Genomic DNA, 20,516 nt, shown 5'->3' with positions numbered 1-20,516 from the left:
CTGGGCCGGCATTCCGGCTTTTCAAAAGTGACTCGCTGTAAGAGCGAAACCATAGGCAGCCGTTACCTAAATAACGGATATACACACCTACCCCAAAAACCAAAAACTACCCCCCACAATTCCCACCAATCACCTCCCCCGCAAACGCCTTACGCACAAACGGCGTCGAGTCCCCCAGCGAACCATTGACCGTCGCAGAATGATCAAGCTCAGGATAAAAATGCCACTCGATCCGGTCCCCCGCCTTACACGCATCCCTGACGAGCGCCTTTTGCCCCGGCACAAACACATCCCGATCCTGGCCACCCGTGCCCACGAAAACCGGAATATCCGTCTTCAACGTCGGATACGCCGACTCACGATAAACCTTGTCGAGTGCCGCTTTCGGCGAGTGCTTGAAGCTGTCATTGAACGTAAGCCCATCCGCCACCACCCGCTGCTCAATGGCATGCAAACAATCCCGCTGGCTGCTCTCAAACGCAGGCATCGCGCGCTCGCTCAAATAGTCGGCAGGCACGAACGAAGGATCAAACAAGGTCGCAGTACTCAACCGCAGCAAGTTGTAGGCAAAGGTCGGCACCACCGAACGGCGTGCCTTTTCCAACTCGGCACTGTCACCCGTTTTATGGGCCGCGGCGTAAGGCGTACCCGTCGCCACCACACCGACGATATTCAACTCAGGCGCATAGTCTTTCCAATAGACCGCCGTGGCAAACGCAGCACGTGCACCCTGTGACTGGCCGAACACTACAACTCGCTTGGAGAGCCCAAAACCACCCGCCATCACCGCACGAATGCTGTCGAGCACACCATAAGCGAGCGGACTGGTCAGCCCATATGGGTGCAGGCCGGGTGTCCCGAGCCCTTGGTAATCAGTGGCGACGATGGCGTAGCCCTGGGCCAGCCAATAATTGAGATAGCGCGTATCCCGCGGGCTGCGACCGGCGAACGACGGCGCACAGATATCGGCGCTGCCTACCGTGCCGTGAGACCACGCCATCAGCGGCCAGCCACCCGGCGGCGGCGTACCCTTGGGCAGGAACAGCGCCCCGGAAACGACAACCCGTTTGTGGGTGTCGAGACCGTCGGTGGACGTGTACAAAATGCGGATATTCTTCCCTGCATCGGCAAGGCTTTGCTGGCCGGTCAACCGCTCGCTACGCAGCATCTGCCCAGGTGATGCAGGCAGCTTGTCGGTCCAGGTATAAAACGCAGGAACACCACCATCACCAACAGGCGTTTGCCCGGCACTCACACCCGTGCATCCCGCAAGCAAAATCGCCAGCGCAAGCGACACCCGACGCGACATCACCAGCCCTCTTTCAACATCCGCAATTCAAGATACTGCAACAGCATGATGGTCTTGCCGTCGACGATCTCGGCACTTTCTACCATGGCCAGCGCGGCCTCAAACCCCAGCTCCAGCACCTCGATATCCTCACCTTCATCTTCCAAGCCACCACCATCACTGACCCGGTCACCCGGCTGATATTCGCCGATAAAGAAGTGAATGCGTTCAGTCACCGAGCCAGGACTCATGAAGGCCGAGTAGATTTTTTCTACATGGCCCACACGGTAGCCCGTCTCTTCTTCGGCTTCCAGGCGAATGCGTTCCTCGGGGCTGGCGTTGTCCAGCAAGCCGGCGGCGGACTCGATCAGGTAGCCGTGGTAGCCATTGACGAAGGTCGGCATGCGGAACTGGCGAATCAGCAACACCGTGCGCCGTTCGCGGTTGTACAGCAGGATGGTCGCGCCATTGCCCCGGTCATAGATTTCGCGGGTCTGGGACTGCCAGCTGCCGTCGCGGCGGCGCAAGTCGAACGTGTACTTTTTCAGCACATACCAGTTATCCGAGAGCAGTTCCTCGGTGTGAATACGAACGGGGCTGTTTTCCATGGCCGGGCCTTTTTGTCTTGTGTTATTCAGCATGTCGTGCAAAATCGTGCACAGTCAAGAAAAAACGTGCAGGAAGCTACCAATGCTGACCCAACAACGCAAACAACACCTGCTGGATACATTGCACCGCGACGGCCGGCTGATTGCCAAGGAGTTGAGCCAGGCATTGGAGGTGTCCGAGGACACGATTCGCCGCGACTTGCGGGAAATGGCCAAGGAAGGTTTGCTGCTGCGGGTGCACGGCGGTGCCTTGCCGGCTTCGCCCGCGATGGCTGATTTTTCGGTACGGGAACACTTGGTGCCCGAGGAAAAGATCGCCATTGGCCGCACGGCGGCGCAACTTGTGCAACCCGGCCAGGTGGTGTTTATCGATGGCGGTACCACATGCCTGCAACTGGCCCATCACTTGCCAGCGGGCCTGAACGCCACCGTGGTCACCCACAGCCCGTCGATTGCCATGGCCTTGGTGGATCATCCGCAGATTGAAGTGATCATGCTCGGCGGCCGGCTGTTTCGCCACTCACTGGTGGGGGTTGGCGCGGCCACGCTGGAGGCCATTGGCCGGGTAAACGCCGACCTGTATTTCATGGGGGTTTGCAGTGTGCACCCGAGTGCCGGGCTGTCTACCGGCGATTATGAAGAGGCGGTGGTGATGCGCGCGCTATGCCACGCCGCGGCTGAAACCATCGTGCTGGCCACCTCGGAAAAGCTCAATACCGCATCGCCCTACCAGGTGGTGGAGCTGGAACATGTCAGCGCGATCGTCGCATTGGCCAGTACGCCGCAGGCACTGCTGCAACCCTATGAGGCCCAAGGGCTGACGCTTTATCTTGCGTGACCGTTAACACTCCTTGATGGCCTCCCATGATGCGGCGACTTGCGTAGCGTCCGAGGCTTTGACCCGCGCCAGGTCAACTGGATACTCGACATGCTGGTTCTCAAAGAACCGCGTGGCGGTGAACTGGCCGTTACTGGCCCGCAGGATGTAGCCGCTGTCCAGGCACAACGCCGAGGCCAGGAAGATCACCCCAGGGGTTACCCACTCCGGTTTGAGGTTGTCCGGCTCGCCGGTCACGCCCCACATGCGCGTCTTGGCTACCGGCGAGATGGCATTGACCAGGATTCCATCCTCGGCCCCTTCGCCACTCAACGCATTCATGATCCCCAATTGCGCCATCTTGCCCGCGCTGTAGGCCACGAGTCCCGGCTGGGCATAGTGCGTGTACATCGCTCGGTCCGAGGTGGTCAGCACAATGCGCGGTGCGGTGGAGTGCTGGAGGTGCCGCCAGGCGTGTTTGCACAGCCAGATAGCCGCGTACACATTGATGTCCATTGCCCGCCGGATAAACGCCGCGTCGGCGGCCTCGATCGGCTGATAACCCACCCAGCCGGCATTGTGGATCAGGATATCGAGCTGCCCGAAATGGGTGATCGCGCACTCGATCAGTTCTCGGCAACCCGCTTCACCGGACAGGTCACCCGCGTGGCCAACCACCTGTAGGCCTTCGCTCTGAAGCGCCAGCGCAGCCGCCTGGACCACCTGTGGATCCGCACCATCGCCGAGGGTGTCCGCTCCGATATCACTGATCACCACCTGCGCGCCGAGGCGTGCCAACTCACGCGCATAGCTGAAGCCCAAACCACGGGCGGCACCGGTCACAATTGCGGTTTTACCTGTAAAGTCCATCGTTGCGTTCTCCTCATAGGCGCCCCACCCTAACAACTCGCAACCGCACTGTTTAATACTGAAAAACAGCGATATTGATACCCGCCGCGTATCAGGCCATGCAGGGCCATTCACCTGAAGGAACAGCCGAGATGATCGAAACCCGCCTACTGCGCCAGTTCATTGCCGTTGCCGAAGAGCTGCACTTTCACAAGGCCGCGCTGCGCCTGCATATGGCGCAGCCGGCGTTGAGCCAGGCGATCAATCGCCTGGAGCAGAAGTTGGGGTTTGCCCTGCTGCAGCGGGACCGGCGCGGAGTGCGGCTGCTGCCGGCCGGGGCGGCGTTTCTTCAGACGGCTTATTCCGTCCTCGGGCAATTGCAGCAAGGTGTCGAACACGCCCGGCAGGTGTCCCAAGGCGTCGCCGGCACACTCACCATCACCTCCGTCTCGATCGCCGGTTATCCCTGGCTGCTCGATGCCCTCAAGCAGTTTCGCCTGGCGTTTCCCGAGGTACAGCTGGTGATCAAGGAAATGCCCTCTGCCAGCCAGGCCAAAGCCCTGATAAGCGGAGATGCGGATATCGCCTTTTTGCGCTATCTGCCGGGTCAGGCGGATAACATCGCGTCCCGGCTGCTGCTCGACGAACCTATCCTGATGGCACTGCCCCTGGACCATCCCGATGCCGGAAATGCTGCTATCGAGCTTAGGGATTTTGCGGGCGCAGACTTCGTGTTTACCCCCCAGGTATTGGGCAGTGGTTATCACCACCAATTGATCGACTTGTGCGAGGCCGCAGGCTTCTATCCGCGCGTGGTCCAGGAAGCCGATCAATTGCACACCCTGATTGGCCTGGTGGCATGCGGGTTCGGCGTGGCACTGGTCCCGGAGTCGATTGCCCTTTCCATCAGCAGTGACAAGGTGGTGTTTCTTCCCCTCTGCGCCTCGCCTTCCACCATCGGGCTCTACCTCAATTGGAGCACCGACAATCCTTCCCCATTACCCGGGCACTTCTTCTCAGTACTGGAAGGAGCGCTGTAATACTTTGCAAGCAATGCCCAGTGACGACTGTCTAAATATTTCCTGTGGGGCCAAGGCATCTGTTAAAAACCGTGCTTCGCCTCTTTCCTGGAACCTTCATGTCTTCACGTTTGCTGTCCCGCCTCGGCCTGCGCTGGTTTCCCCTGCTGTGCATGGCCGTCTTGATCATCGGCCTGCCAGTGGGGTGTGCGGTGCTGCAACACAAGGAGCGCGAGCTGCTGTTTCGCGTCGAGCCGGGCACTGCCAGCTGGTACAGCGGGTTGCCGCGCGATGTGCAGGAATTCGACCTGAAACCTTCGAGTTTCAAGTCAGGGCAAAACATTCATGGCTGGTGGTGGCCCGCTGCACAGAAGGACGCGCCGGCGATTCTCTATCTGCACGGCGTGCGCTGGAACCTCACCGGCCAGCTGTTTCGCATTGAGCAACTGCGGGCCCTGGGCTTCTCGGTGCTGGCCATCGACTATCGCGGCTTCGGCCAGAGCCAGGGCGACCTGCCTTCGGAAACCAGCGTGTACGAAGACGCGCGCATCGCGTGGGAACGCTTCCAGGTGCTGCAACCGGACCCCGCCAAGCGGTTGATCTACGGGCACTCCCTGGGTGGTGCCGTGGCCATCGACCTCGCGGCGGAACTGGGCAAACAGGCAGCGGATAATCATGTGCCGCCGCCGGTACGCGGGCTGGTGATCGAGTCCACGTTCACGTCACTGGCGGACGTCGCCACGGCGGTGGCAAAGACTTCGTTGCCGGTGCGCTGGTTGCTCTCGCAGAAGTTTGATTCGATCGACAAGATCGCCGATATCCACATGCCGCTGCTGGTGGTTCACGGACTCGCCGACGCCTTTGTGCCACCGCGTTTCAGCCAGCAACTGTTTGACGCGGCACAAGAGCCCAAACACCTGTTGCTGGTGCCCGGTGCCACACATAACGACAGCATGCGGCTGGCTGGGCGCACCTATCGCCAGGCCCTGGACAGCCTGATGCAATCGAAGCGTCCAACTCAGGTGGCCGGCCCCTCCACAGGGCGCCCGAACAACTCGTAAATCTGCATTTCGGCACCGGTTTCGTCGGTGCCTGTCAAGGCGAAAAGCCTGCCCATACTGGCCATAAACAGCGACTGATCAAATATTAACCGCAGGTTAAATCGCCATACCCGCCGGGCTCAAGGGAAGTTATCCACAGAGATACCCACGGTTTTCGTGGACAACTCTTTTTACTTTTTTACGATTTTTTTGCTCAGCAATGCCCTGTTGGAAAGCTTCCCGGCAGCAAAATCTCCTGCGTCCCCTCGTGAATCAAAACCCTGGTGCCGGGTACCGAGCATGCCCATGGCCCAGCGCGGTTTCGTCAGGCTGTTCAGCACATCTTGCAGGACGTCGTCAGAGCAACCACCCATTGCGTTTGCGCCTAATGCTGATTAATCTCGCATAAACACGCATTAACGAGCACAAACATGCATAACACCCATGCCGCCGTCGACCTGCCCTCCCTGCGCAAACAGAAGATCCTGTTGCTGCTGGAGCGCGACGGTAAAGTTACCGCCTCGGAACTGGTGGAACATTTCGCTGTTTCCCAGGACACCATTCGCCGCGACCTTGGCGAACTCGCCTCTGCCGGCCTACTGCAACGTGTGCACGGCGGTGCACTGCCGCGGCCCAAGGACACCGGCAAGGACTTCTTCACGCGTTTCGGCGAAACCACCGCGACCAAACGCCACTTGGCGCAACTCGCCGCCGACCGTGTGGAGGATGGCCAGATCGTGCTGTTCGACTCCGGGACCACCACCCTGCAAATCGCTCAGTCGTTGCCGCATTCCATCAAGCTGACCGCCGTCACCCACTCACCGATGATTGCCATCGCGTTGTCCGAACACCCCAATGTGACGGTGATCCTCGCCGGTGGTCAACTCAACCCGGTGACCATGGCGGCCAGCGGGCACGAAGCGTTGCGGCTGATCCAGGGCATCAAGGCAGACCTGCTGTTCACGGGCGTGTGCGCCCTGCATCCTCAGGTCGGCATCAGCTCGCTGCACTTTGAGGAGGTGGCGGTAAAACGAGCTATGCTCGACAGCGCCTCCCACGTGGTGGCCGTCACCCTGGCCGACAAACTGGGCGCCGTGGAGCCATTTGTGGTGGCACCGTGCAGCCGCATTCACACCCTGATTACCGAGTGGCATGTGCCGCCGGGCAGCGTCGAGGCTTACGAATGCCTGGGGCTGGAGGTGATGCAAGTGGATGCCTGACAAGCCCCCCCATAAAGGCCCGGTAGCCTTCGCAGAGGAATATTCCCATGGCGTTTCCCGTCCTGATCCTGGATGCCCCCAACCCTCCCCTGCTCCATGATGAGATCGAACGATGCCTGGCATACCGCCTGGATATCACCCTCAACCTGCACTACTTCACCGACCAGGACAGCATCAAATCCCGTTACGCCGGGCGTATTCAGTTCGTGGATATCAACTGCCACGACACACCTTCGCTGATCAGCTCGGTGGTAAACGCCGGTGGCTACAGCGTACTCAAGACCCGCTTGAACATTCCCTTGGGCACGGCACTGATCAACGCTGCAGCTTCGCCCGATCTAAGCAGCCCGTTACAGGCGATCGCCCAGGCCGGCGTCGGGCTAAACCATATCGACTTGCAGGCCACCGCCGAGCGTGGCGTGACCGTACTCAATACCCCGGGTTCCAACGCGACGGCAGTGGCTGAATATGTGCTGGCACAAACGCTGTTTCTGTCTCGGGACCTCAATCTCTACAACGCTAAAACCCATCAAGGCCAGTGGTCAAAGGGCCTGCTTGCGCCCACGCTGCAAATCGCCGAGTTGACGCTGGGACTGGTGGGCACGGGCAGAATCGCCCAGGCGCTCGCCCATAAGGCCCGCGCTCTGGGCATGCAAGTGATTGCCACCGGCTCCGAGCGATTCACCCGACAGGCCGCCGCCAACCTGGGCCTGCAATGGCGAGCCACACTTGGCGGATTGCTGGATGAGGCCGACGTCGTATCCATCCATACGCCGCTCACCGCGCAGACCAAAGGTTTGTTCGACAACACAGCGTTCACGCGGATGAAACCGGGTTCGATCCTGATCAATACAGCCCGTGGCGGAATCGTCGACGAGGGCCAACTGGCAACCTTCATGACGCGCTTTCCCGGCCACATCAAGGGCGTCGCCATCGATACCTTTGCCCGGGAAAAAGATCAGTTCGAATCGCCGTTGACTGGCATTGCCAACGCGATACTCACGCCGCATATCGCAGGCAATACCCGTGCGGCGATCAGCGAGGCGTCAACCCAGATCATTGACCACATTCATGCCTATTACCAAGCAACGCTTGAAGGCTAAGGGCATCCGCAACCGCATGGCCACTGGCGGTGTTGTCAAAGATGCACCACGTGGGAACACCCTCGGCTGATGACCTTTGCACGGCCGCGCACAAGGCTTGCAGTCGATCCATTTCGTAGGCGCTGTGATAGATACGCGGCGAACCGTGCAGGCGCCAATAACGCACGCCTTGCCAGCCTTTCGGTACGTCACCTTCAGCGATTACCGGTGGGTCGGCAGCCACCCGGCCTATTTGGTACTCCTGCAACATGCCTTCGGCATGCACCCAACTGGCATGCCGCGGCTCCAGCACCACATTGCCGGCGAAGCGTTGGCGCAAGGCCGTGAAGAAACCGGCAGCGACGGCTGCCTCATAGTTCAATGAAGGCGGTAATTGCACCAGCAAGCAGCCCAGGCGATCGCCCAACTGCAGGCACTGTGCAAGGAATTCATCCAATGCCGTACCACAGTCATGCAGACGTAATTCATGGGTTATATGCCGAGGCAACTTGACCGAAAAACGAAAGCCGGGCGGCACCGATTGGGCCCATCGCTCATAGGTTTGCGGGCGATGGGGACGGTAGAAGGAGCTGTTGATTTCAACCGCATTCAAGCACGACGCATAACGCTGCAGATGGGTGCCGTGCGGGGGGAATCGTGGCCATTGCTCACGAGGCAGGCTCCAACCGGCACACCCCAGAAAAATCGGCATCAGAACAACACCGACGCTGCATCCCTCATGAAAATCTCCACCGTCTTCGGCCCGACGCCCTCGAACGCGTTCAGGCGCTTCTCAAACTCCTCACGGTCGGCGCTGGCATCGTGTATCTGGCTGATCTTGCCCGCGTACTCTGCGTTCAACTTGCTACTGAGGTCCAGCAGGCGCTGCGCGGTGCTTTCGTCATAACGCACGTAATGCGCCTCGCCGAGCATGGCCACCAACTCGCGGGAGGTGCAGTGCTGCAATTTGCGCGGGGTGTCCCGGCCATGCTTCACCACAATTACCTGATAGGCCTGGGCCGCGATCTGCGCCTGAATGCGCTTGCCCATCAAGAAGCTTGCGATAAACCACTTGAACAACGCGTTGTCATCGCCGGGCCTGAGTTCAATACCCAGCTCACCGGCACTGATGGATCGGCCCATGACTGCCTCCGGTATTCACTTGCCCAGCTTGCGCTCGGCCTTGGCCGCTTGCTCGTTGATCTGGTCGGTTTGCCGTTGCGTGTCCTTGATGGACGTCGGCGTGATCACCTTATCAACGGTTTCAGTCTTGGGGTTGGGGCGCTGTAAAGAGCCGTCCTGATCGTCCACCTGGCGACCTTTCTGCGCCTGTTCGGAGCTGATTGCATCGGGGGTTTTGTCGGCGGTTTTTTGAGTGCCCATGGCGGTGCTCCTGCTGTTCAAAGGTCAGCTCCAGCTCGGAGCCGTTATGCAGCAGAGCCCATGTTTTTTTGATAGTTCAAGGAAATTGCGTGGGCTGCGGCCCGGAGAAATAAGCGCAAATTAATTTAAACCTTTTGAGCAGGCACCCGCTCAACAGTCAGGTAACGGCATCGCGCCATTCTTCAGGAGAAGCATCATGAAGCACTTGCTGATGAAACAAATGGGACTGACCTTCGCACTGGCCGCAGGCTCGATTGGCGTGGCCATGGCGGCCTCCTCCAATGACTTCGTCGACGCCGCCGCCCAAGGCGGAATTACCGAAGTGGAGGCGGGCAAACTGGCGTTGGAAAAGAGCAGCGCCGCTGATATCAAGGCATTTGCCCAGCACATGATCACCGACCATACCAAGGCCAACCAGGAGCTGACCGCCCTGGCGACGAAGCTCGATATCAAGGTACCGGATGACGCCAGCCTGACCGACAAGGCCAAAAAAATGATCCTCGAGATCCGTGATGAGTCCTTCGACAAGGCTTACGCCAACAACCAAGTGAAGGCCCACGAAGACACCGTGGCGCTGTTCAAAAAAGAAGCCGCGTCTTCGGATAACGCCGAACTGAAGGCGTTTGCCGAGAAAACGCTGCCGACGCTCGAAACCCACTTGAAGATGGCCAAGGAGCTGCAATCCCAGCACGCCAATTAATCATCTACCCACTCAGGAGACACTCGACCATGAGTTCGCAACTGCACGGCAAGAAGATTCTGATCATCACCTCCAACACTGGCATCGAGCGCGACGAATTGCTCAAGCCGCTGGAAGCCCTGCGCGGTTTTGGCGCCACGGTAACCCACGGCTCGAGCAAAGGTGGCAGCACCCAGACCTTTCTCCAGGACACCGAGAAAGACAGGACAGTGGAGTCCGATGCCAAGCTTTCGGACCTGCACGGCAGTGATTTTGATGCACTGGTCATCCCCGGCGGCACCGTCAACGCTGACACCCTGCGTCAGGATGCCGATGCCTTGCGACTGATCAATGATTTCGTCAAGGCCGGTAAAACCGTCGCCGCCATCTGCCACGGCCCTTGGGCCCTGATCGATGCGGGCGTGATCGAAGGCAAGACCCTCACCTCCTACAAAAGCGTGCGCACCGATCTGGTGAATGCCGGCGCAGCCAACTGGGTAGATACGCAGGTGAAAGAATGCCCGGCCAATGGCTGGACGTTGATCACCTCACGCACGCCTGATGATTTGCCGGCGTTCAACGAGGCGATTGCCAAAACACTGGCGGCTTGAGGCCAGCCAATGCAAACAGGCGCCCTTGGGCGCCTGTTCTTTTTCGATTCTGTCTCAGCTTTTGCCGTGCTCAGCAGCGTGCGTCGCGCGGTTCACACCCTTGGGCCCAAACAGCGCCCAGAGGATCAGCCCCAACAGCGGCATGAAGATCAGTACCACCAACCATAAACCCTTGGTTTCCCAGCCACTGCCACTGCGCAGCACGCTATTGATCGCCCACAGTTCCAGCAGCACCAGAATCACCGCCAAGCCAATCCAGACATATTCGATTTGCATGATTCATCCTCCTGAGGTCGTATGCGTTAGGTCAAGCAACACGCCCGAGGGTTCATTAAAATTACAACGGATGGCTCTCGCCCAACGGTTGCGGCACATGCGCCGTAACCTTCTAGACTCAACTGCACGTCACCTCTCACCCCACGGAGGCCCAGGATGACCGAGCACATCATCCACTTTCACTGCCAGATCGATCAGGGCACCACCGAGCGCTTTCGTGATTGTTGCCTGGAGGCGATCGAGCAAGGTGCCAGCTCGTTGCTGTTGAACCTGTCGACCACCGGTGGCAGCACCAATTTCGGTTTTACTCTCTACACCTTTCTCAAATCGCTGCCGGTGCCGCTGTGTGCGATCAATGCGGGCAATATCGAGTCCATGGGCATCATCATGTTCCTGGCGGCCGGTCGCCGCATCACCACGCCCCACTCACGCTTTTTGATCCACCCGATGAACTGGTACTTCAGCCAGAACTCCGTCGATCACCAGCGCCTGCGCGAGTACCTTTCGAGCCTGGACAACGACCTGGCGCGCTACGTGAAAATCTATGAACTGGAAACCGCCACGGCGGAAACCCACCTGGACATCTTCAAGTGCCTGTCCGCAGAAGAAAAAGTGATTGCCGCCCACGAGTCATTGGCCTACGGAATTGCCCATGAGTTTGAACAGATCGTGTTTGCGGACGACGTCAAGCACTGGAAAGTCAGCGGCGGATAGGCATTGTTTAATGCATGCAAGCCAATACCTGACCGTGCAACCTGCACGACCCGCGTCGATTTTTATTGAACATAAGCTATTGATTTATAAGTGAATAATTACTCTGTTCAACTTGGTACAACTCATGCTGTAGAGCTCTGGACGAGGCGGGCATTTCGACCCGCCCTTTCACTACCCGTGAGGTGTCACCCATGAATGCCATTGACCTTCTCAAGGCCGACCACGAACGCGTCAAAGCCATCCTGAACCAACTGAGTGAGTCCACCGAGCGCGGCGTAAAAAAACGCACTGAGCTACTGGCCAAACTGGAGATGGAAATCAGCCTGCACACCCGACTTGAGGAAGAGATCCTCTACCCGGCATTTCGCAAGGCGGGGGGTAAGGATCAGGAAATCATGTACCACGAAGCCAAAGAAGAACATCGCACCGTCGACTCCCTCGTCCTGCCGGACCTGAAGCAGACTTCGCCCTCCACCACCGAGTTTTCCGGTCGCGTGAAAGTCGTCAAGGAACTGTTGGAACACCATATCGAGGAAGAGGAAAGCGAGATGTTCCCACAGGCCAGGAAGCTGTTGGGCAAGGCATTGCTGGAAGAGCTTGGCGCGGAGATGGAAGCGATGAAAGCCGCGCACAAGAAAGCACCCGGCGCGAAGCCAATGGCCGCTTGATGCCCATTCGTCGCATGCCTGGAAACTATTTCAAACTTTGATTTGGCTGGAGGATTTCCAATTAGGCAACACCATTGATTCGCTCATCATTGAGGGTTTTCAAAATGGCTAATAGCGGAAAAACCACACCAGGTGCTGGTCACAAGGACCAGCAAGACACAAACCGTAAAAGCGGCGGCCAGGGTTCAGGCGGCAACTTCGCCAATGACCGCGAAAAGGCTTCTGAAGCGGGCAAAAAAGGCGGGGCTCATAGCCACGCTCCAGGCTCCAAGAAGTCTTGATTGAGGCGTCGCCGAAGCCTGGATGTGTTCCGGGCTTCGGTCCCCATCGCCAAGAGGGATTGAGTCATGAGGACCAGCATTTCCCAAAGGATCGTAATTGCCGCCAGCTTGACGCTCGTACTGTACGCCCCTGCCTACGCAGCCTTCGGCGACAACACCGCACCCGAGACGCCCGCCTTGAGCGGCAACAGTATCCCAGGCTCGGCACTGCCGCCGGGCACCTATCCCAGCAGCCCATCAGCGGCCGACAGCAGTGGCAGCAAGGACACTGAAACCAAAGCGCCCGCGCCGTCAAAAAGCGTGAAGAGCACGCGCCATAAAGGCTCTTCGACTCAGCACCCGGCCAGCAAGAGCGGCAAGAAAACCGCGCCTGCATCGGGAAGTTGAGAAACTAGAGCTCGCTTGGACCACCAATAAAGTCCAGGCGCAGACTTAACCACTGCCGAACGATTTCCCGGGACGCTTGCCGGGCATCAACTGCAGAGAAGCCGCGCTCGCGCTGCAACCAGTCGCTCGTCGCTTGGCGCGTCGGCTCAATGGCCGCCAGCGCCTGCTGGCGTTGCTTGGCGGGCCACTGTTTATCGGCGCCCCAGTTACGCAGGGTTAATTCAGGATCCTGGCCCTTCCCTGCGGCGCCTGGCTGGAGAAACAGCCGAGGTGACGCAGTGGCCTTGAGCGAAAGAGCGCTCCAGTCGGCATAGCTGGCGAAGCGGATCGTGCCCTCGTTCTGCGAGGCCGTGGACAAAGGCTCGGTCAAACTATCGTCCAGCCGCTTCCACGCCGGCTGTGAAAACAGATCACCTAGGGGGGCACAGATCGGCGCAAAGCTGTCGCGGGTGGAGCCGTACAACGACCCGAACGACTCATACGCGACCTCGCCCTGCCGGCTGAAGACAAAGCAGTGCACATACGGGCGCTGGTCGGCGAATAACTCATACTGCTGACGTTCAATCATCATGCGCAGCAAGGTCAACATCACCCGGTCACGACTGACGGCGGGATCGTTTTGCAGGTCCTGCCAAATCGACCAGGGAAAACTGTCTTCCTTGAGCGCAACGAGGACCTGCTTGCGATTCTCCTCGGCCTCATTCTCCGTAACGCCACTGTCAGGCTCGAAACGCTGCAGGTAGACCAGCCATGCAGCAGCCAGATCGTTCATCGGGTAACGTCTGAGCCCTTCTGTTGCTTGGGCCGGATGGTAAGGAATACTGGCGATAATTGCGTCAAGGGCCGCCGTATCCTTGTGGGTGATCGTGCCTACCTCAACCACTCTCTGGCTCAGTTGAGATTGCAGGCAGCTTGGGAGCGAGCCCGGGGCACCGGCACACGCGTTGCGAGCCTGCAGCCAGGTGCGCTGGCCACGGCGCAGTTCGTCACGCGGGTCAGGTGCCAATTTGGCCATTGCCTGGCTGTAATAAACGCCCAACGTGCTGTCGAGTTCACTTAGTTCGGGATTGGCGCAAATCGCCTTTTCCACCGGTGTAGCGGCCTTTTTACAATCGAAGGACGCGCCACTGGCAGGCATCCCTGCGCCCATCAGCACGCCAGCGAGCAACAACATTGGGTAGGCAAAATTAATACGGCGGGCCATGGCTTTCCTTGGGTGAGTTCCTTTCAGGCGCTTATTGTGCCGACGCGCCTGCCAATGTCCAGCCTGTCGGCACTGTGCTACGAAGCACTTGCCATGGAGGGGCGATCACTTGCCAGCTCGCGCTCAATCTGTTCGATGCTGGGCAGGCTGGTTTGCAGCTCTGCCGGCAGGGATTCCACCAGTTGATACTCGGCAACCCCAATAGGACGGGAGCTGTCACGCAGAGCGTATTCGGCCACTACTTCGTTCTTGCTCTTGCACAGCAGCAGGCCGATGGTGGGGCGGTCTTGCGGGTGCTTGAGCTGGGCGTCTACCGCCGCGAGGTAAAAACCCAACTGCCCCAGATGGTCGGGTTTGAATTTACCGGCCTTGAGTTCGATTACCACATAGCACCTCAGCTTGAGGTGATAAAACAGCAGGTCGACGAAAAACTCCTCGCCCCCTACGTCCAGCAATACTTGCCGTCCCACGAAGGCAAAACCGGCGCCCAGCTCCAGCAAAAAATCGGTGACATGTTTGACCAGGGCGTTTTCGATTTCACGCTCCTGCGCGTCAAGGGTCAGGCCCAGGAAGTCGAAACGGTAAGGATCTTTAAGTGATTCGCGAGCCAGGTCGGATTGGGCTTTGGGCAGCAGTCCCTCGAAGTTGCTGACCGCATTGCCGCTGCGTTCCAGCAGGCGACCCTCGATTTGCATCACCAGGATGTTGCGCGACCAGTTGTGTTCGATGGCCTGTGCGATGTACCAGCGACGGGTTTCAGGGCCGGGCAACCTGTCCAGCAACACCAGATTATGGCCCCAAGGCAATTGTGCAGCAGCCTGTTGCACAAATTCGGAATCTGGCCACGCCTCCGCAAATGCACGCATGTATTTCAGGTTGCGCGGCGAAAAACCCTTCATCTCCGGAAACGCTGAGCGCAAATCCTGCGCCAGTCGCTCAATCACCTTGGTGCCCCAGCCCTGCCGCGCTTGCCGGGTCAAAATATCCTGGCCGATTTGCCAGTACAGCAACACCAGCTCGCGGTTTACCGCCAGGGTGGCGCGCTGTTGGGCGGAGTGGATTCGACCCTTGAGATCAGTCAGCCAGTCGCTGTATCCCTCGGGTGGTGTGATCAGGCTGTCGGGGGTCTCACTCATTCCTTTTCCCTCGTGGGTTTGGCAGGCGGCCGATAGTAGCGAGGGAAAAATGCATGATGGGCCAGCAGAATGCTTTCGATACAAATCAACTGGAACCCTTCACGAGAGAGCCTTCATGCAGATCAAAAGGTGCCCCGCCGTGCCCGCTGTGGTCAAATGAGCCGGTCACTTCCATGGTTATTCCTGATCTATGAACGCCACACCCACCGACGACAGCCAGGCATCCACCGGGGACCGCATCCTGTTCCTGCTCAAGACCCGTGGCCCCTTGAAAACCACGGACCTGGCGGCGCTGCTGGACATCACCTCCGAAGCCGCTCGCCAGCAGATCCAGAAATTGCAGGTCGCGGAGTTGATCGTCGGTGTGTCGGCCCCCATCTCGGGCGCCGGTCGGCCATCCCTGAAGTGGACGCTGACCGAAACCGCCCAGGGCAAATTCCCGGACTCCCATAGTGTTCTGACCTTGCACCTGATCGAGTCCATCGAAGGGATTTTTGGCAGCGAAGGCGTGGAAAAAGTCATCGCCAGCATGGAGGCGACCGCCAAGCACGAATACATCCAAGCTTGCTCCGTCGCATCCAGCTTGCAGGAGAAAGTCGAGATCCTGGTGCAGATTCGCGAGCGCGCCGGGTATATGGCGCAGATGGAGCCGCTGGACAATGGCTGGCTATTGGTGGAAAACCACTGCCCCATCTGCGTAGCAGCCCGTAAATGCCAGGGGTTTTGCCGCTCGGAGTTGCAGATTTTCCAGGCAGCGCTGGGCGATGAGAATGTGGTGGAACGCTGCGAGCATTTGATCTCCGGGGATCGACGCTGCGCCTACAGCATCCAGCCTCGCCGCCCGTAAGAAAGAGGCTGCGATGGGCTGCGCAGCAACCGCAATTCCAGCGCCGCAGTGTCCCGGATACACCAACGGTTCAGGACTCACAACTGCTGCGCAGTCCATCGCAGCCTAAGCCTCAGGCCGAAGTCAGGCCCATTGCAGGTTGAACAGTGCGAACGCCAACAGCGCCCAGATCGCCAGCACCAAGTGCGTCAGCTGCAAGCCCTCCTGGCGAATCCAGTAGCCAAACCACAAGCCTCCCAGCAGCATCGCAAACACGAAAGCCGAGAAGCCGCTGAGGGCGAGATTGAGCCATGGCCGGGCGGCCGAGAGGCCATCACCGAGGATCAACTGGTAGCTGCCGGTCCATGCCGCCACTGCCGCGATAACTTGCAGCGCCAACACAATCAGCAGGGCCAATTGATGCAGGCGCGGGGAACGCACAGCGCGCCTCAACAGAGGGATGTCGATGGCCGGAGCCTGGTGCAGTGGCGCCATGGCCATGGTCGCGCCCACCGCACCGACCGAGCTGCGAAAAGCCTGCCCGTTGTTGACCACGGCGAGGGTCAGCCAGACACTCAAGCCTAAAGCCTGCGTACCTAGGAACAACCCGGCAGAACCACCCGGCAGCCATGCCTCTTCGCTCATCCAAAACTCCTTGTTCGCCGACAGCGAAAATCAGGTCTTGGGCCTATATCCAAGAACATATTTGGATAATACGTAACGCCGCCTTAATTACACAAGCTAATACTTTCTTAATTGATCAGTCCACACCCTGATCACGGCGCCTGCTCAGCATCGAACTGCTCCCGGGCACGCCTGAATCCGTTGGCGTTTTCCACCACCCACGTCCACAACGGAATCATGTGCACCAGCAGCTGTTTGCCCAGCTCCGACAGCTGGTATTCAACCTTGGGCGGCACCTCCTGAAAGTCGTGACGCGACACCAGGCCATCGCGCTCCAGCTGGCGCAACGTGCGCGTGAGCATGCGCTGGGTAACGCCCTCCATGCGGCGGCCAATCTCGGCGTGACGCAGGCGCCCGTTGACCCCTAGCAGGTGCACGATGCCCAACGACCAGCGGTTTCCCGCATGGGTCAGCACCTGGCGCTTGAGCCCGTCTTCATCGGCGCTAAGGGCTTCGCAGGCGGCTTGTGAGCGCCTGATGATCTCGTCGTTGTCCACCTTCTACTCCCGGTATCACTGGTGTGCCTTCTTATGCCCCGTCGGCAATTCTGCAAGCATGGCATGACTTTCAACCGAATCGAGAACCCTATGACTGCTTCGATCCTTGTACTGGGCGCCGGCGAACTTGGCCTGGCGGTACTGCGCCAACTGTCACGCCTGGCTGCACCGCAAAATGTGCCTGTGACGGTGTTGCTGCGCCCCTCCACACTGAACTTCCCCGACCCCGCCAAACAGCAGGAAATCACCGAGCTGCGCGCCCTGGGCATTGAGCTGCTGGCCGGTGACCTGGCAAACGGCTCCGAGGCCGAACTGGCAACGGTGTTCGCCGACTATCAAACCGTGATCAGTTGCATCGGCTTTGCCGCAGGCCCCGGCACCCAGCGCAAGCTGACCCGCGCGGTCATCGCAGGCGGCGTGAAGCGATATGTACCGTGGCAGTTCGGCGTGGACTACGACGTGATCGGCCGCGGTTCGGCCCAGGACCTGTGGGACGAACAGCTTGATGTGCGCGACTTGCTGCGTGACCAACAGGGCACGCAATGGGTGATTGTCTCCACCGGGATGTTCACCAGCTTCCTGTTTGAGCCGTCCTTCGGCGTCGTCGACCTGGCGCAGAATACCGTGCATGCACTGGGAGACTGGGAAACCGCGGTCACCGTCACCACCCCTGAGGACATCGGCCTGCTGACGGCGCGGATCCTGTTCAGCGAGCCGGCGATCACCAATCAGGTGGTGTACACCGCCGGCGACACCCTGACCTACGGCGAGCTGGCAGATACCGTGGATGCGCAACTGGGGCTCACCCTCAAACGCGAACGCTGGTCGGTGCCGTACCTGGAAGCGGAACTGGCCGCTGCACCCGAGGACAATCTGATGAAATACCGGGTGGCCTTCGCCCAAGGTAACGGCGTGGCCTGGGACCCCGCCGTCACCTTCAATGCCCAACAGCAGATTGCCGTAACCAGCGTTGCCCAGTGGATCGAGCAAAACCTCAAGGCACCGGCAACCACCCGCTGAACCTTCCCTGGCTATCCAGCGCGCACCAGGCGAAATCCCCCGGAAACGGCGGCAAGTTTTGCAGCAGTACGCCGCTGCCCTGCTTCCAGTCCACCACCTGCAGGGGTGAACCTTGCCAGGCCAGGACCAGGCCCCGGGCCTGGCTGGTGTCATCGTTGACCCAACGGGCTGCCGCCGCCGTCATGAACGCTTCGATGGGTTCTTCATCGATCTGCGTGCGATACACCGAACCGAGCAACCAACGGCACACACTCACGTGGTAGGTCCAGTTCAGGGAGGGACGGTTGCGGTAAGCCCAGGTCATGAAACTGCGAAACAGGTTCAAGCCCTCCGGTGGGTCGAGCTTGAGCAAACCGGGACAGATGTCGAACAAGGTGTGCCAGTACGGCAGCAACCGTGCGTCCAGGTGGACGAAACAACGGGCGTTACTCGGGTATTCGACAGACGGCAACAACACGTTGCCGCGCGACGGACGGCGCGACGCCTTGCTGACCAGGCGGGCAGCGCCGGAAGGCAGGATAGAGCTCATGGAACGCACTCACACTCGTGACGATAGAACGCCTCCTGGTAACAGGAGGCCCAAGGCACACGTCAGAATGCAGGGGAAGCGCGAGGGTTGGCCGAGGGCCAGGAGTACCGCGGAGGCGCCTTGTTACGCTGCTCATGGGCCGGGCGTGGCTTTTGCCCCAGGCCCAACAACCAGGCCAGGCAAAACAGGAAGACGATGCCCAGGGTCACGGCGGAGCACACCGGGCAGGCGAAGAAGTTCGACCAGCTGCTGGCCGTCGGATTACCCAGGCCGGCATCCGAGGCCGGCGCCTTGGTGCCCAGGCTTGAACAGAACTGCCCGCCCAGGCCATTGAGCTCCAGGCCCATCATCTGCCCATGGCCCAAACCGCAGACGAACACATTGAACAGGACGCAAAAATACAGAGTCCAGGCAATGAGCGAACGGTCCGGGCGGGTCAGTTTCATGGCGGCGACTTTATCACAGCTCCGACATTTGGCCTTGCCCTGCCATGCCTGTGACAGAACGTCGCAGATTACGCCCGCAGCCCCAGGTTGTTAGAATGCCACGCTCTCCTCGCCTGATTTAACGCTTCGTGGTACCCAGGCGCTTCACAGGATGCACAGTTGATGAGTACGTTATTCACCCGCCGCAAAGTCCTCTCCGGCATGGGATTGCTGGGACTGGGCCTGCTGGCCGGCTGTGACAACAGCCCGAAACTGAACTTCAAGTACGGCAAGGATCTGAGCGACAAGATCATGGGCCGTACCTTCAAGCTCAAGAACACTGACGGCGAAACCGTCACCTTGAGTTCCTTCCGCGGCTTGATGCCGGTGGTGTTCTTCGGCTTCACCCAATGCCCGGCCGTGTGCCCGACTACACTGGCGCGCATGGCCCAGGCGAAAAAACTGATGGGCCGCGACGGCAAGATCATGCAGGTGGTGTTTATCACCCTCGATCCGGAACGCGACACACCCGAGATTCTCGACGCCTACGTCAAGGCCTTCGACCCGAGTTTCGAAGCGCTGTACGGCACCCCGGAAGAAATCGCTGTGGCTGCCAAGGAATTCGGGATCTTTTATGAAAAGATCCCCGCCGGCGATAGCTACACCCTCTCCCACACCGCCACCAGCTTTGTGTTCGACACCCGGGGCACCCTGCGCCTGGGCCTGTCTGCCTCGCTTAACGCCAAAGAGTGCGCAGAAGACCTGCTCACCGTCATGGAGGTCTGCTAATGACTGCCGTTCAACACCTCAAACGCTTCGCCCTCGGTCTTTCCCTGCTGGGCCTCGCCGCACACGCCAGCGCACAGGCAGTGGTCACCGACGCCTGGGTACGCGCCTCGGTACCGGGCCAGCCGTCCAGCGGCGCGTTCATGACCGTTACGGCCGACACCGACAGCAAACTGCTCAGCGTGGCTTCGCCGATCGCCAAGACCGTGCAGATCCATGAGATGACCATGAAGGACGACGTGATGCGCATGGGCCCGGTGGACTCGGTTGCTTTGCCCGCCGGCAAGGCCGTCAAGCTCGACCCGGACGGCTATCACGTGATGCTGATCGACCTCACCGCCCAGATCAAGGAAGGCGACCAGGTGCCACTGACCGTCACCGTGGAAAATGCCAAGGGTGAAAAGCAGTCGATTGAAGTGAAGGCCGAAGCCCGTGCGTTGAATGCAATGGAGACGATGGATCACAGCAAAATGCATTGATCGCCGTT

General features: G+C 59.5%; 27 protein-coding genes and 1 pseudogene. 15 read left to right on the top strand and 13 right to left on the bottom strand.

Translation table 11 applies throughout. The annotated features are described in order from the left end of the window. Window positions 1-106: 106 nt before the first annotated feature. Window positions 107-1,309, bottom strand: coding sequence for a lipase family protein (locus SNL23_RS00450; RefSeq protein WP_318301301.1), 1,203 nt, complete (start codon window positions 1,307-1,309; stop codon window positions 107-109). Further along, window positions 1,309-1,896 (bottom strand): GDP-mannose pyrophosphatase NudK, encoded by a 588-nt coding sequence (gene nudK, locus SNL23_RS00445; RefSeq protein ID WP_076017127.1) that lies wholly within the window; start codon window positions 1,894-1,896, stop codon window positions 1,309-1,311. The genes SNL23_RS00450 and nudK overlap by 1 nt, the downstream gene beginning before the upstream one ends. An 82-nt stretch (window positions 1,897-1,978) precedes the next feature. On the opposite strand from nudK, the gene SNL23_RS00440 reads away from it, so the two are divergent. Next, the gene (locus tag SNL23_RS00440; RefSeq protein WP_318301300.1) at window positions 1,979-2,734 is read left to right on the top strand and encodes a DeoR/GlpR family DNA-binding transcription regulator; all 756 of its coding nucleotides are present in this window, start codon (window positions 1,979-1,981) and stop codon (window positions 2,732-2,734) included. Between the two features lie 3 nt (window positions 2,735-2,737). On the opposite strand, the gene SNL23_RS00435 is transcribed toward SNL23_RS00440, so the two are convergent. After that, the gene (locus tag SNL23_RS00435; protein ID WP_318301299.1) at window positions 2,738-3,583 is read right to left on the bottom strand and encodes an SDR family NAD(P)-dependent oxidoreductase; all 846 of its coding nucleotides are present in this window, start codon (window positions 3,581-3,583) and stop codon (window positions 2,738-2,740) included. A 131-nt stretch (window positions 3,584-3,714) separates the two neighbouring features. Here SNL23_RS00435 and SNL23_RS00430 point away from each other — a divergent pair, with 131 nt between their 5' ends. The 4 genes from SNL23_RS00430 to SNL23_RS00415 all read left to right on the top strand — a co-directional run bounded on the left by SNL23_RS00430 (window position 3,715) and on the right by SNL23_RS00415 (window position 7,944). After that, a complete protein-coding gene (locus tag SNL23_RS00430; RefSeq protein WP_076017124.1) occupies window positions 3,715-4,602 on the top strand; it encodes a LysR family transcriptional regulator in 888 nt (295 codons plus the stop codon). Between the two features lie 98 nt (window positions 4,603-4,700). Beyond that, window positions 4,701-5,642 carry an alpha/beta hydrolase gene (locus SNL23_RS00425; protein WP_076017123.1) on the top strand — a complete coding sequence of 314 codons (942 nt, stop codon included), beginning with the start codon at window positions 4,701-4,703 and terminating at the stop codon, window positions 5,640-5,642. 410 nt (window positions 5,643-6,052) lie between these two features. Then, window positions 6,053-6,841 (top strand): DeoR/GlpR family DNA-binding transcription regulator, encoded by a 789-nt coding sequence (locus tag SNL23_RS00420; RefSeq protein ID WP_167663131.1) that lies wholly within the window; start codon window positions 6,053-6,055, stop codon window positions 6,839-6,841. Between the two features lie 47 nt (window positions 6,842-6,888). After that, window positions 6,889-7,944 (top strand): NAD(P)-dependent oxidoreductase, encoded by a 1,056-nt coding sequence (locus SNL23_RS00415; RefSeq protein WP_318301298.1) that lies wholly within the window; start codon window positions 6,889-6,891, stop codon window positions 7,942-7,944. Here the strand turns inward: SNL23_RS00415 and SNL23_RS00410 are convergent. From SNL23_RS00410 to SNL23_RS00400, 3 genes are read right to left on the bottom strand one after another with little or no spacing between them, the layout of a single operon-like run. Beyond that, window positions 7,898-8,635: a DUF72 domain-containing protein gene (locus SNL23_RS00410; protein ID WP_167663133.1), complete on the bottom strand. Its 738-nt coding sequence runs from the start codon at window positions 8,633-8,635 to the stop codon at window positions 7,898-7,900. The genes SNL23_RS00415 and SNL23_RS00410 overlap by 47 nt on opposite strands. Beyond that, window positions 8,635-9,066, bottom strand: coding sequence for a DNA methylase (locus SNL23_RS00405; RefSeq protein ID WP_318301297.1), 432 nt, complete (start codon window positions 9,064-9,066; stop codon window positions 8,635-8,637). The genes SNL23_RS00410 and SNL23_RS00405 overlap by 1 nt, the downstream gene beginning before the upstream one ends. 15 nt (window positions 9,067-9,081) lie before the next feature. Beyond that, window positions 9,082-9,306, bottom strand: a complete 225-nt coding sequence (locus SNL23_RS00400) for a hypothetical protein (protein ID WP_318301296.1) — start codon at window positions 9,304-9,306, stop codon at window positions 9,082-9,084. A 196-nt stretch (window positions 9,307-9,502) separates the two neighbouring features. Between SNL23_RS00400 and SNL23_RS00395 the strand changes: the two genes are divergently transcribed. Both SNL23_RS00395 and SNL23_RS00390 read left to right on the top strand, forming a co-directional pair. After that, complete coding sequence (locus SNL23_RS00395; RefSeq protein ID WP_318301295.1) at window positions 9,503-10,006, top strand: DUF4142 domain-containing protein; 504 nt, start codon at window positions 9,503-9,505, stop codon at window positions 10,004-10,006. A 29-nt stretch (window positions 10,007-10,035) separates the two neighbouring features. Next, the gene (locus SNL23_RS00390) at window positions 10,036-10,596 is read left to right on the top strand and encodes a type 1 glutamine amidotransferase domain-containing protein (RefSeq protein WP_076017115.1); all 561 of its coding nucleotides are present in this window, start codon (window positions 10,036-10,038) and stop codon (window positions 10,594-10,596) included. Between the two features lie 54 nt (window positions 10,597-10,650). Here SNL23_RS00390 and SNL23_RS00385 read toward each other — a convergent pair whose 3' ends face one another. Continuing rightward, window positions 10,651-10,872 carry a PLD nuclease N-terminal domain-containing protein gene (locus tag SNL23_RS00385; protein WP_063030824.1) on the bottom strand — a complete coding sequence of 74 codons (222 nt, stop codon included), beginning with the start codon at window positions 10,870-10,872 and terminating at the stop codon, window positions 10,651-10,653. A 156-nt stretch (window positions 10,873-11,028) separates the two neighbouring features. On the opposite strand from SNL23_RS00385, the gene SNL23_RS00380 reads away from it, so the two are divergent. The 4 genes and pseudogenes from SNL23_RS00380 (at window position 11,029) to SNL23_RS00365 (ending at window position 12,922) form a co-directional block, all read left to right on the top strand. Continuing rightward, window positions 11,029-11,586 carry an ATP-dependent Clp protease proteolytic subunit gene (locus SNL23_RS00380; protein WP_076017114.1) on the top strand — a complete coding sequence of 186 codons (558 nt, stop codon included), beginning with the start codon at window positions 11,029-11,031 and terminating at the stop codon, window positions 11,584-11,586. A 191-nt stretch (window positions 11,587-11,777) separates the two neighbouring features. Then, window positions 11,778-12,254 (top strand): hemerythrin domain-containing protein, encoded by a 477-nt coding sequence (locus SNL23_RS00375; protein ID WP_008435010.1) that lies wholly within the window; start codon window positions 11,778-11,780, stop codon window positions 12,252-12,254. A gap of 167 nt (window positions 12,255-12,421) precedes the next feature. Further along, a pseudogene (locus SNL23_RS00370) lies at window positions 12,422-12,535 on the top strand (general stress protein); the annotation flags it as partial. 66 nt (window positions 12,536-12,601) lie between these two features. Further along, entirely contained in the window at window positions 12,602-12,922 is a 321-nt protein-coding gene (locus SNL23_RS00365) for a hypothetical protein (protein WP_318301294.1), read from the top strand. 4 nt (window positions 12,923-12,926) lie between these two features. On the opposite strand, the gene SNL23_RS00360 is transcribed toward SNL23_RS00365, so the two are convergent. Then, entirely contained in the window at window positions 12,927-14,126 is a 1,200-nt protein-coding gene (locus SNL23_RS00360; RefSeq protein WP_318301293.1) for a lysozyme inhibitor LprI family protein, read from the bottom strand. A gap of 77 nt (window positions 14,127-14,203) precedes the next feature. Beyond that, entirely contained in the window at window positions 14,204-15,262 is a 1,059-nt protein-coding gene (locus SNL23_RS00355; protein ID WP_318301292.1) for a PDDEXK nuclease domain-containing protein, read from the bottom strand. A 190-nt stretch (window positions 15,263-15,452) separates the two neighbouring features. Between SNL23_RS00355 and SNL23_RS00350 the strand changes: the two genes are divergently transcribed. After that, window positions 15,453-16,109: a helix-turn-helix transcriptional regulator gene (locus tag SNL23_RS00350; RefSeq protein ID WP_167663138.1), complete on the top strand. Its 657-nt coding sequence runs from the start codon at window positions 15,453-15,455 to the stop codon at window positions 16,107-16,109. A 123-nt stretch (window positions 16,110-16,232) separates the two neighbouring features. Here the strand turns inward: SNL23_RS00350 and SNL23_RS00345 are convergent, their stop codons facing one another. Both SNL23_RS00345 and SNL23_RS00340 read right to left on the bottom strand, forming a co-directional pair. Continuing rightward, entirely contained in the window at window positions 16,233-16,733 is a 501-nt protein-coding gene (locus SNL23_RS00345; RefSeq protein ID WP_076017108.1) for a DUF2165 family protein, read from the bottom strand. Window positions 16,734-16,864: 131 nt separating this feature from the next. Further along, window positions 16,865-17,269: a winged helix-turn-helix transcriptional regulator gene (locus tag SNL23_RS00340; protein ID WP_318301291.1), complete on the bottom strand. Its 405-nt coding sequence runs from the start codon at window positions 17,267-17,269 to the stop codon at window positions 16,865-16,867. Window positions 17,270-17,359: 90 nt separating this feature from the next. On the opposite strand from SNL23_RS00340, the gene SNL23_RS00335 reads away from it, so the two are divergent. Next, the gene (locus tag SNL23_RS00335; protein ID WP_318301290.1) at window positions 17,360-18,289 is read left to right on the top strand and encodes an aromatic alcohol reductase; all 930 of its coding nucleotides are present in this window, start codon (window positions 17,360-17,362) and stop codon (window positions 18,287-18,289) included. Here SNL23_RS00335 and SNL23_RS00330 read toward each other — a convergent pair. Further along, the gene (locus SNL23_RS00330) at window positions 18,264-18,818 is read right to left on the bottom strand and encodes a putative natural product biosynthesis protein (protein ID WP_076017105.1); all 555 of its coding nucleotides are present in this window, start codon (window positions 18,816-18,818) and stop codon (window positions 18,264-18,266) included. The two genes, SNL23_RS00335 and SNL23_RS00330, sit on opposite strands and share 26 nt — an antisense overlap. A gap of 62 nt (window positions 18,819-18,880) precedes the next feature. Next, a complete protein-coding gene (locus SNL23_RS00325; RefSeq protein WP_076017104.1) occupies window positions 18,881-19,264 on the bottom strand; it encodes a DUF2946 domain-containing protein in 384 nt (127 codons plus the stop codon). A gap of 162 nt (window positions 19,265-19,426) precedes the next feature. Between SNL23_RS00325 and SNL23_RS00320 the strand changes: the two genes are divergently transcribed. After that, window positions 19,427-20,032: an SCO family protein gene (locus SNL23_RS00320; RefSeq protein WP_076017103.1), complete on the top strand. Its 606-nt coding sequence runs from the start codon at window positions 19,427-19,429 to the stop codon at window positions 20,030-20,032. Beyond that, the gene (locus SNL23_RS00315) at window positions 20,032-20,508 is read left to right on the top strand and encodes a copper chaperone PCu(A)C (protein ID WP_167663142.1); all 477 of its coding nucleotides are present in this window, start codon (window positions 20,032-20,034) and stop codon (window positions 20,506-20,508) included. The genes SNL23_RS00320 and SNL23_RS00315 overlap by 1 nt, the downstream gene beginning before the upstream one ends. Window positions 20,509-20,516: the final 8 nt, after the last annotated feature.

Origin of the sequence: Pseudomonas sp. SED1 (assembly GCF_034044025.1) — a bacterium.
Lineage (GTDB): Bacteria > Pseudomonadota > Gammaproteobacteria > Pseudomonadales > Pseudomonadaceae > Aquipseudomonas.
This window is presented reverse-complemented; position numbering and strand designations above follow the sequence as displayed.

Bases quoted from the DNA above. Each gene is read 5' to 3' on its own strand.
- SNL23_RS00450 (WP_318301301.1), bottom strand. From the start codon at position 1,309: ATGTCGCGTCGGGTGTCGCTTGCGCTGGCGATTTTGCTTGCGGGATGC.
- nudK (WP_076017127.1), bottom strand. From the start codon at position 1,896: ATGGAAAACAGCCCCGTTCGTATTCACACCGAGGAACTGCTCTCGGAT.
- SNL23_RS00440 (WP_318301300.1), top strand. From the start codon at position 1,979: ATGCTGACCCAACAACGCAAACAACACCTGCTGGATACATTGCACCGC.
- SNL23_RS00435 (WP_318301299.1), bottom strand. From the start codon at position 3,583: ATGGACTTTACAGGTAAAACCGCAATTGTGACCGGTGCCGCCCGTGGT.
- SNL23_RS00430 (WP_076017124.1), top strand. From the start codon at position 3,715: ATGATCGAAACCCGCCTACTGCGCCAGTTCATTGCCGTTGCCGAAGAG.
- SNL23_RS00425 (WP_076017123.1), top strand. From the start codon at position 4,701: ATGTCTTCACGTTTGCTGTCCCGCCTCGGCCTGCGCTGGTTTCCCCTG.
- SNL23_RS00420 (WP_167663131.1), top strand. From the start codon at position 6,053: ATGCATAACACCCATGCCGCCGTCGACCTGCCCTCCCTGCGCAAACAG.
- SNL23_RS00415 (WP_318301298.1), top strand. From the start codon at position 6,889: ATGGCGTTTCCCGTCCTGATCCTGGATGCCCCCAACCCTCCCCTGCTC.
- SNL23_RS00410 (WP_167663133.1), bottom strand. From the start codon at position 8,635: ATGCCGATTTTTCTGGGGTGTGCCGGTTGGAGCCTGCCTCGTGAGCAA.
- SNL23_RS00405 (WP_318301297.1), bottom strand. From the start codon at position 9,066: ATGGGCCGATCCATCAGTGCCGGTGAGCTGGGTATTGAACTCAGGCCC.
- SNL23_RS00400 (WP_318301296.1), bottom strand. From the start codon at position 9,306: ATGGGCACTCAAAAAACCGCCGACAAAACCCCCGATGCAATCAGCTCC.
- SNL23_RS00395 (WP_318301295.1), top strand. From the start codon at position 9,503: ATGAAGCACTTGCTGATGAAACAAATGGGACTGACCTTCGCACTGGCC.
- SNL23_RS00390 (WP_076017115.1), top strand. From the start codon at position 10,036: ATGAGTTCGCAACTGCACGGCAAGAAGATTCTGATCATCACCTCCAAC.
- SNL23_RS00385 (WP_063030824.1), bottom strand. From the start codon at position 10,872: ATGCAAATCGAATATGTCTGGATTGGCTTGGCGGTGATTCTGGTGCTG.
- SNL23_RS00380 (WP_076017114.1), top strand. From the start codon at position 11,029: ATGACCGAGCACATCATCCACTTTCACTGCCAGATCGATCAGGGCACC.
- SNL23_RS00375 (WP_008435010.1), top strand. From the start codon at position 11,778: ATGAATGCCATTGACCTTCTCAAGGCCGACCACGAACGCGTCAAAGCC.
- SNL23_RS00365 (WP_318301294.1), top strand. From the start codon at position 12,602: ATGAGGACCAGCATTTCCCAAAGGATCGTAATTGCCGCCAGCTTGACG.
- SNL23_RS00360 (WP_318301293.1), bottom strand. From the start codon at position 14,126: ATGGCCCGCCGTATTAATTTTGCCTACCCAATGTTGTTGCTCGCTGGC.
- SNL23_RS00355 (WP_318301292.1), bottom strand. From the start codon at position 15,262: ATGAGTGAGACCCCCGACAGCCTGATCACACCACCCGAGGGATACAGC.
- SNL23_RS00350 (WP_167663138.1), top strand. From the start codon at position 15,453: ATGAACGCCACACCCACCGACGACAGCCAGGCATCCACCGGGGACCGC.
- SNL23_RS00345 (WP_076017108.1), bottom strand. From the start codon at position 16,733: ATGAGCGAAGAGGCATGGCTGCCGGGTGGTTCTGCCGGGTTGTTCCTA.
- SNL23_RS00335 (WP_318301290.1), top strand. From the start codon at position 17,360: ATGACTGCTTCGATCCTTGTACTGGGCGCCGGCGAACTTGGCCTGGCG.
- SNL23_RS00330 (WP_076017105.1), bottom strand. From the start codon at position 18,818: ATGAGCTCTATCCTGCCTTCCGGCGCTGCCCGCCTGGTCAGCAAGGCG.
- SNL23_RS00325 (WP_076017104.1), bottom strand. From the start codon at position 19,264: ATGAAACTGACCCGCCCGGACCGTTCGCTCATTGCCTGGACTCTGTAT.
- SNL23_RS00320 (WP_076017103.1), top strand. From the start codon at position 19,427: ATGAGTACGTTATTCACCCGCCGCAAAGTCCTCTCCGGCATGGGATTG.
- SNL23_RS00315 (WP_167663142.1), top strand. From the start codon at position 20,032: ATGACTGCCGTTCAACACCTCAAACGCTTCGCCCTCGGTCTTTCCCTG.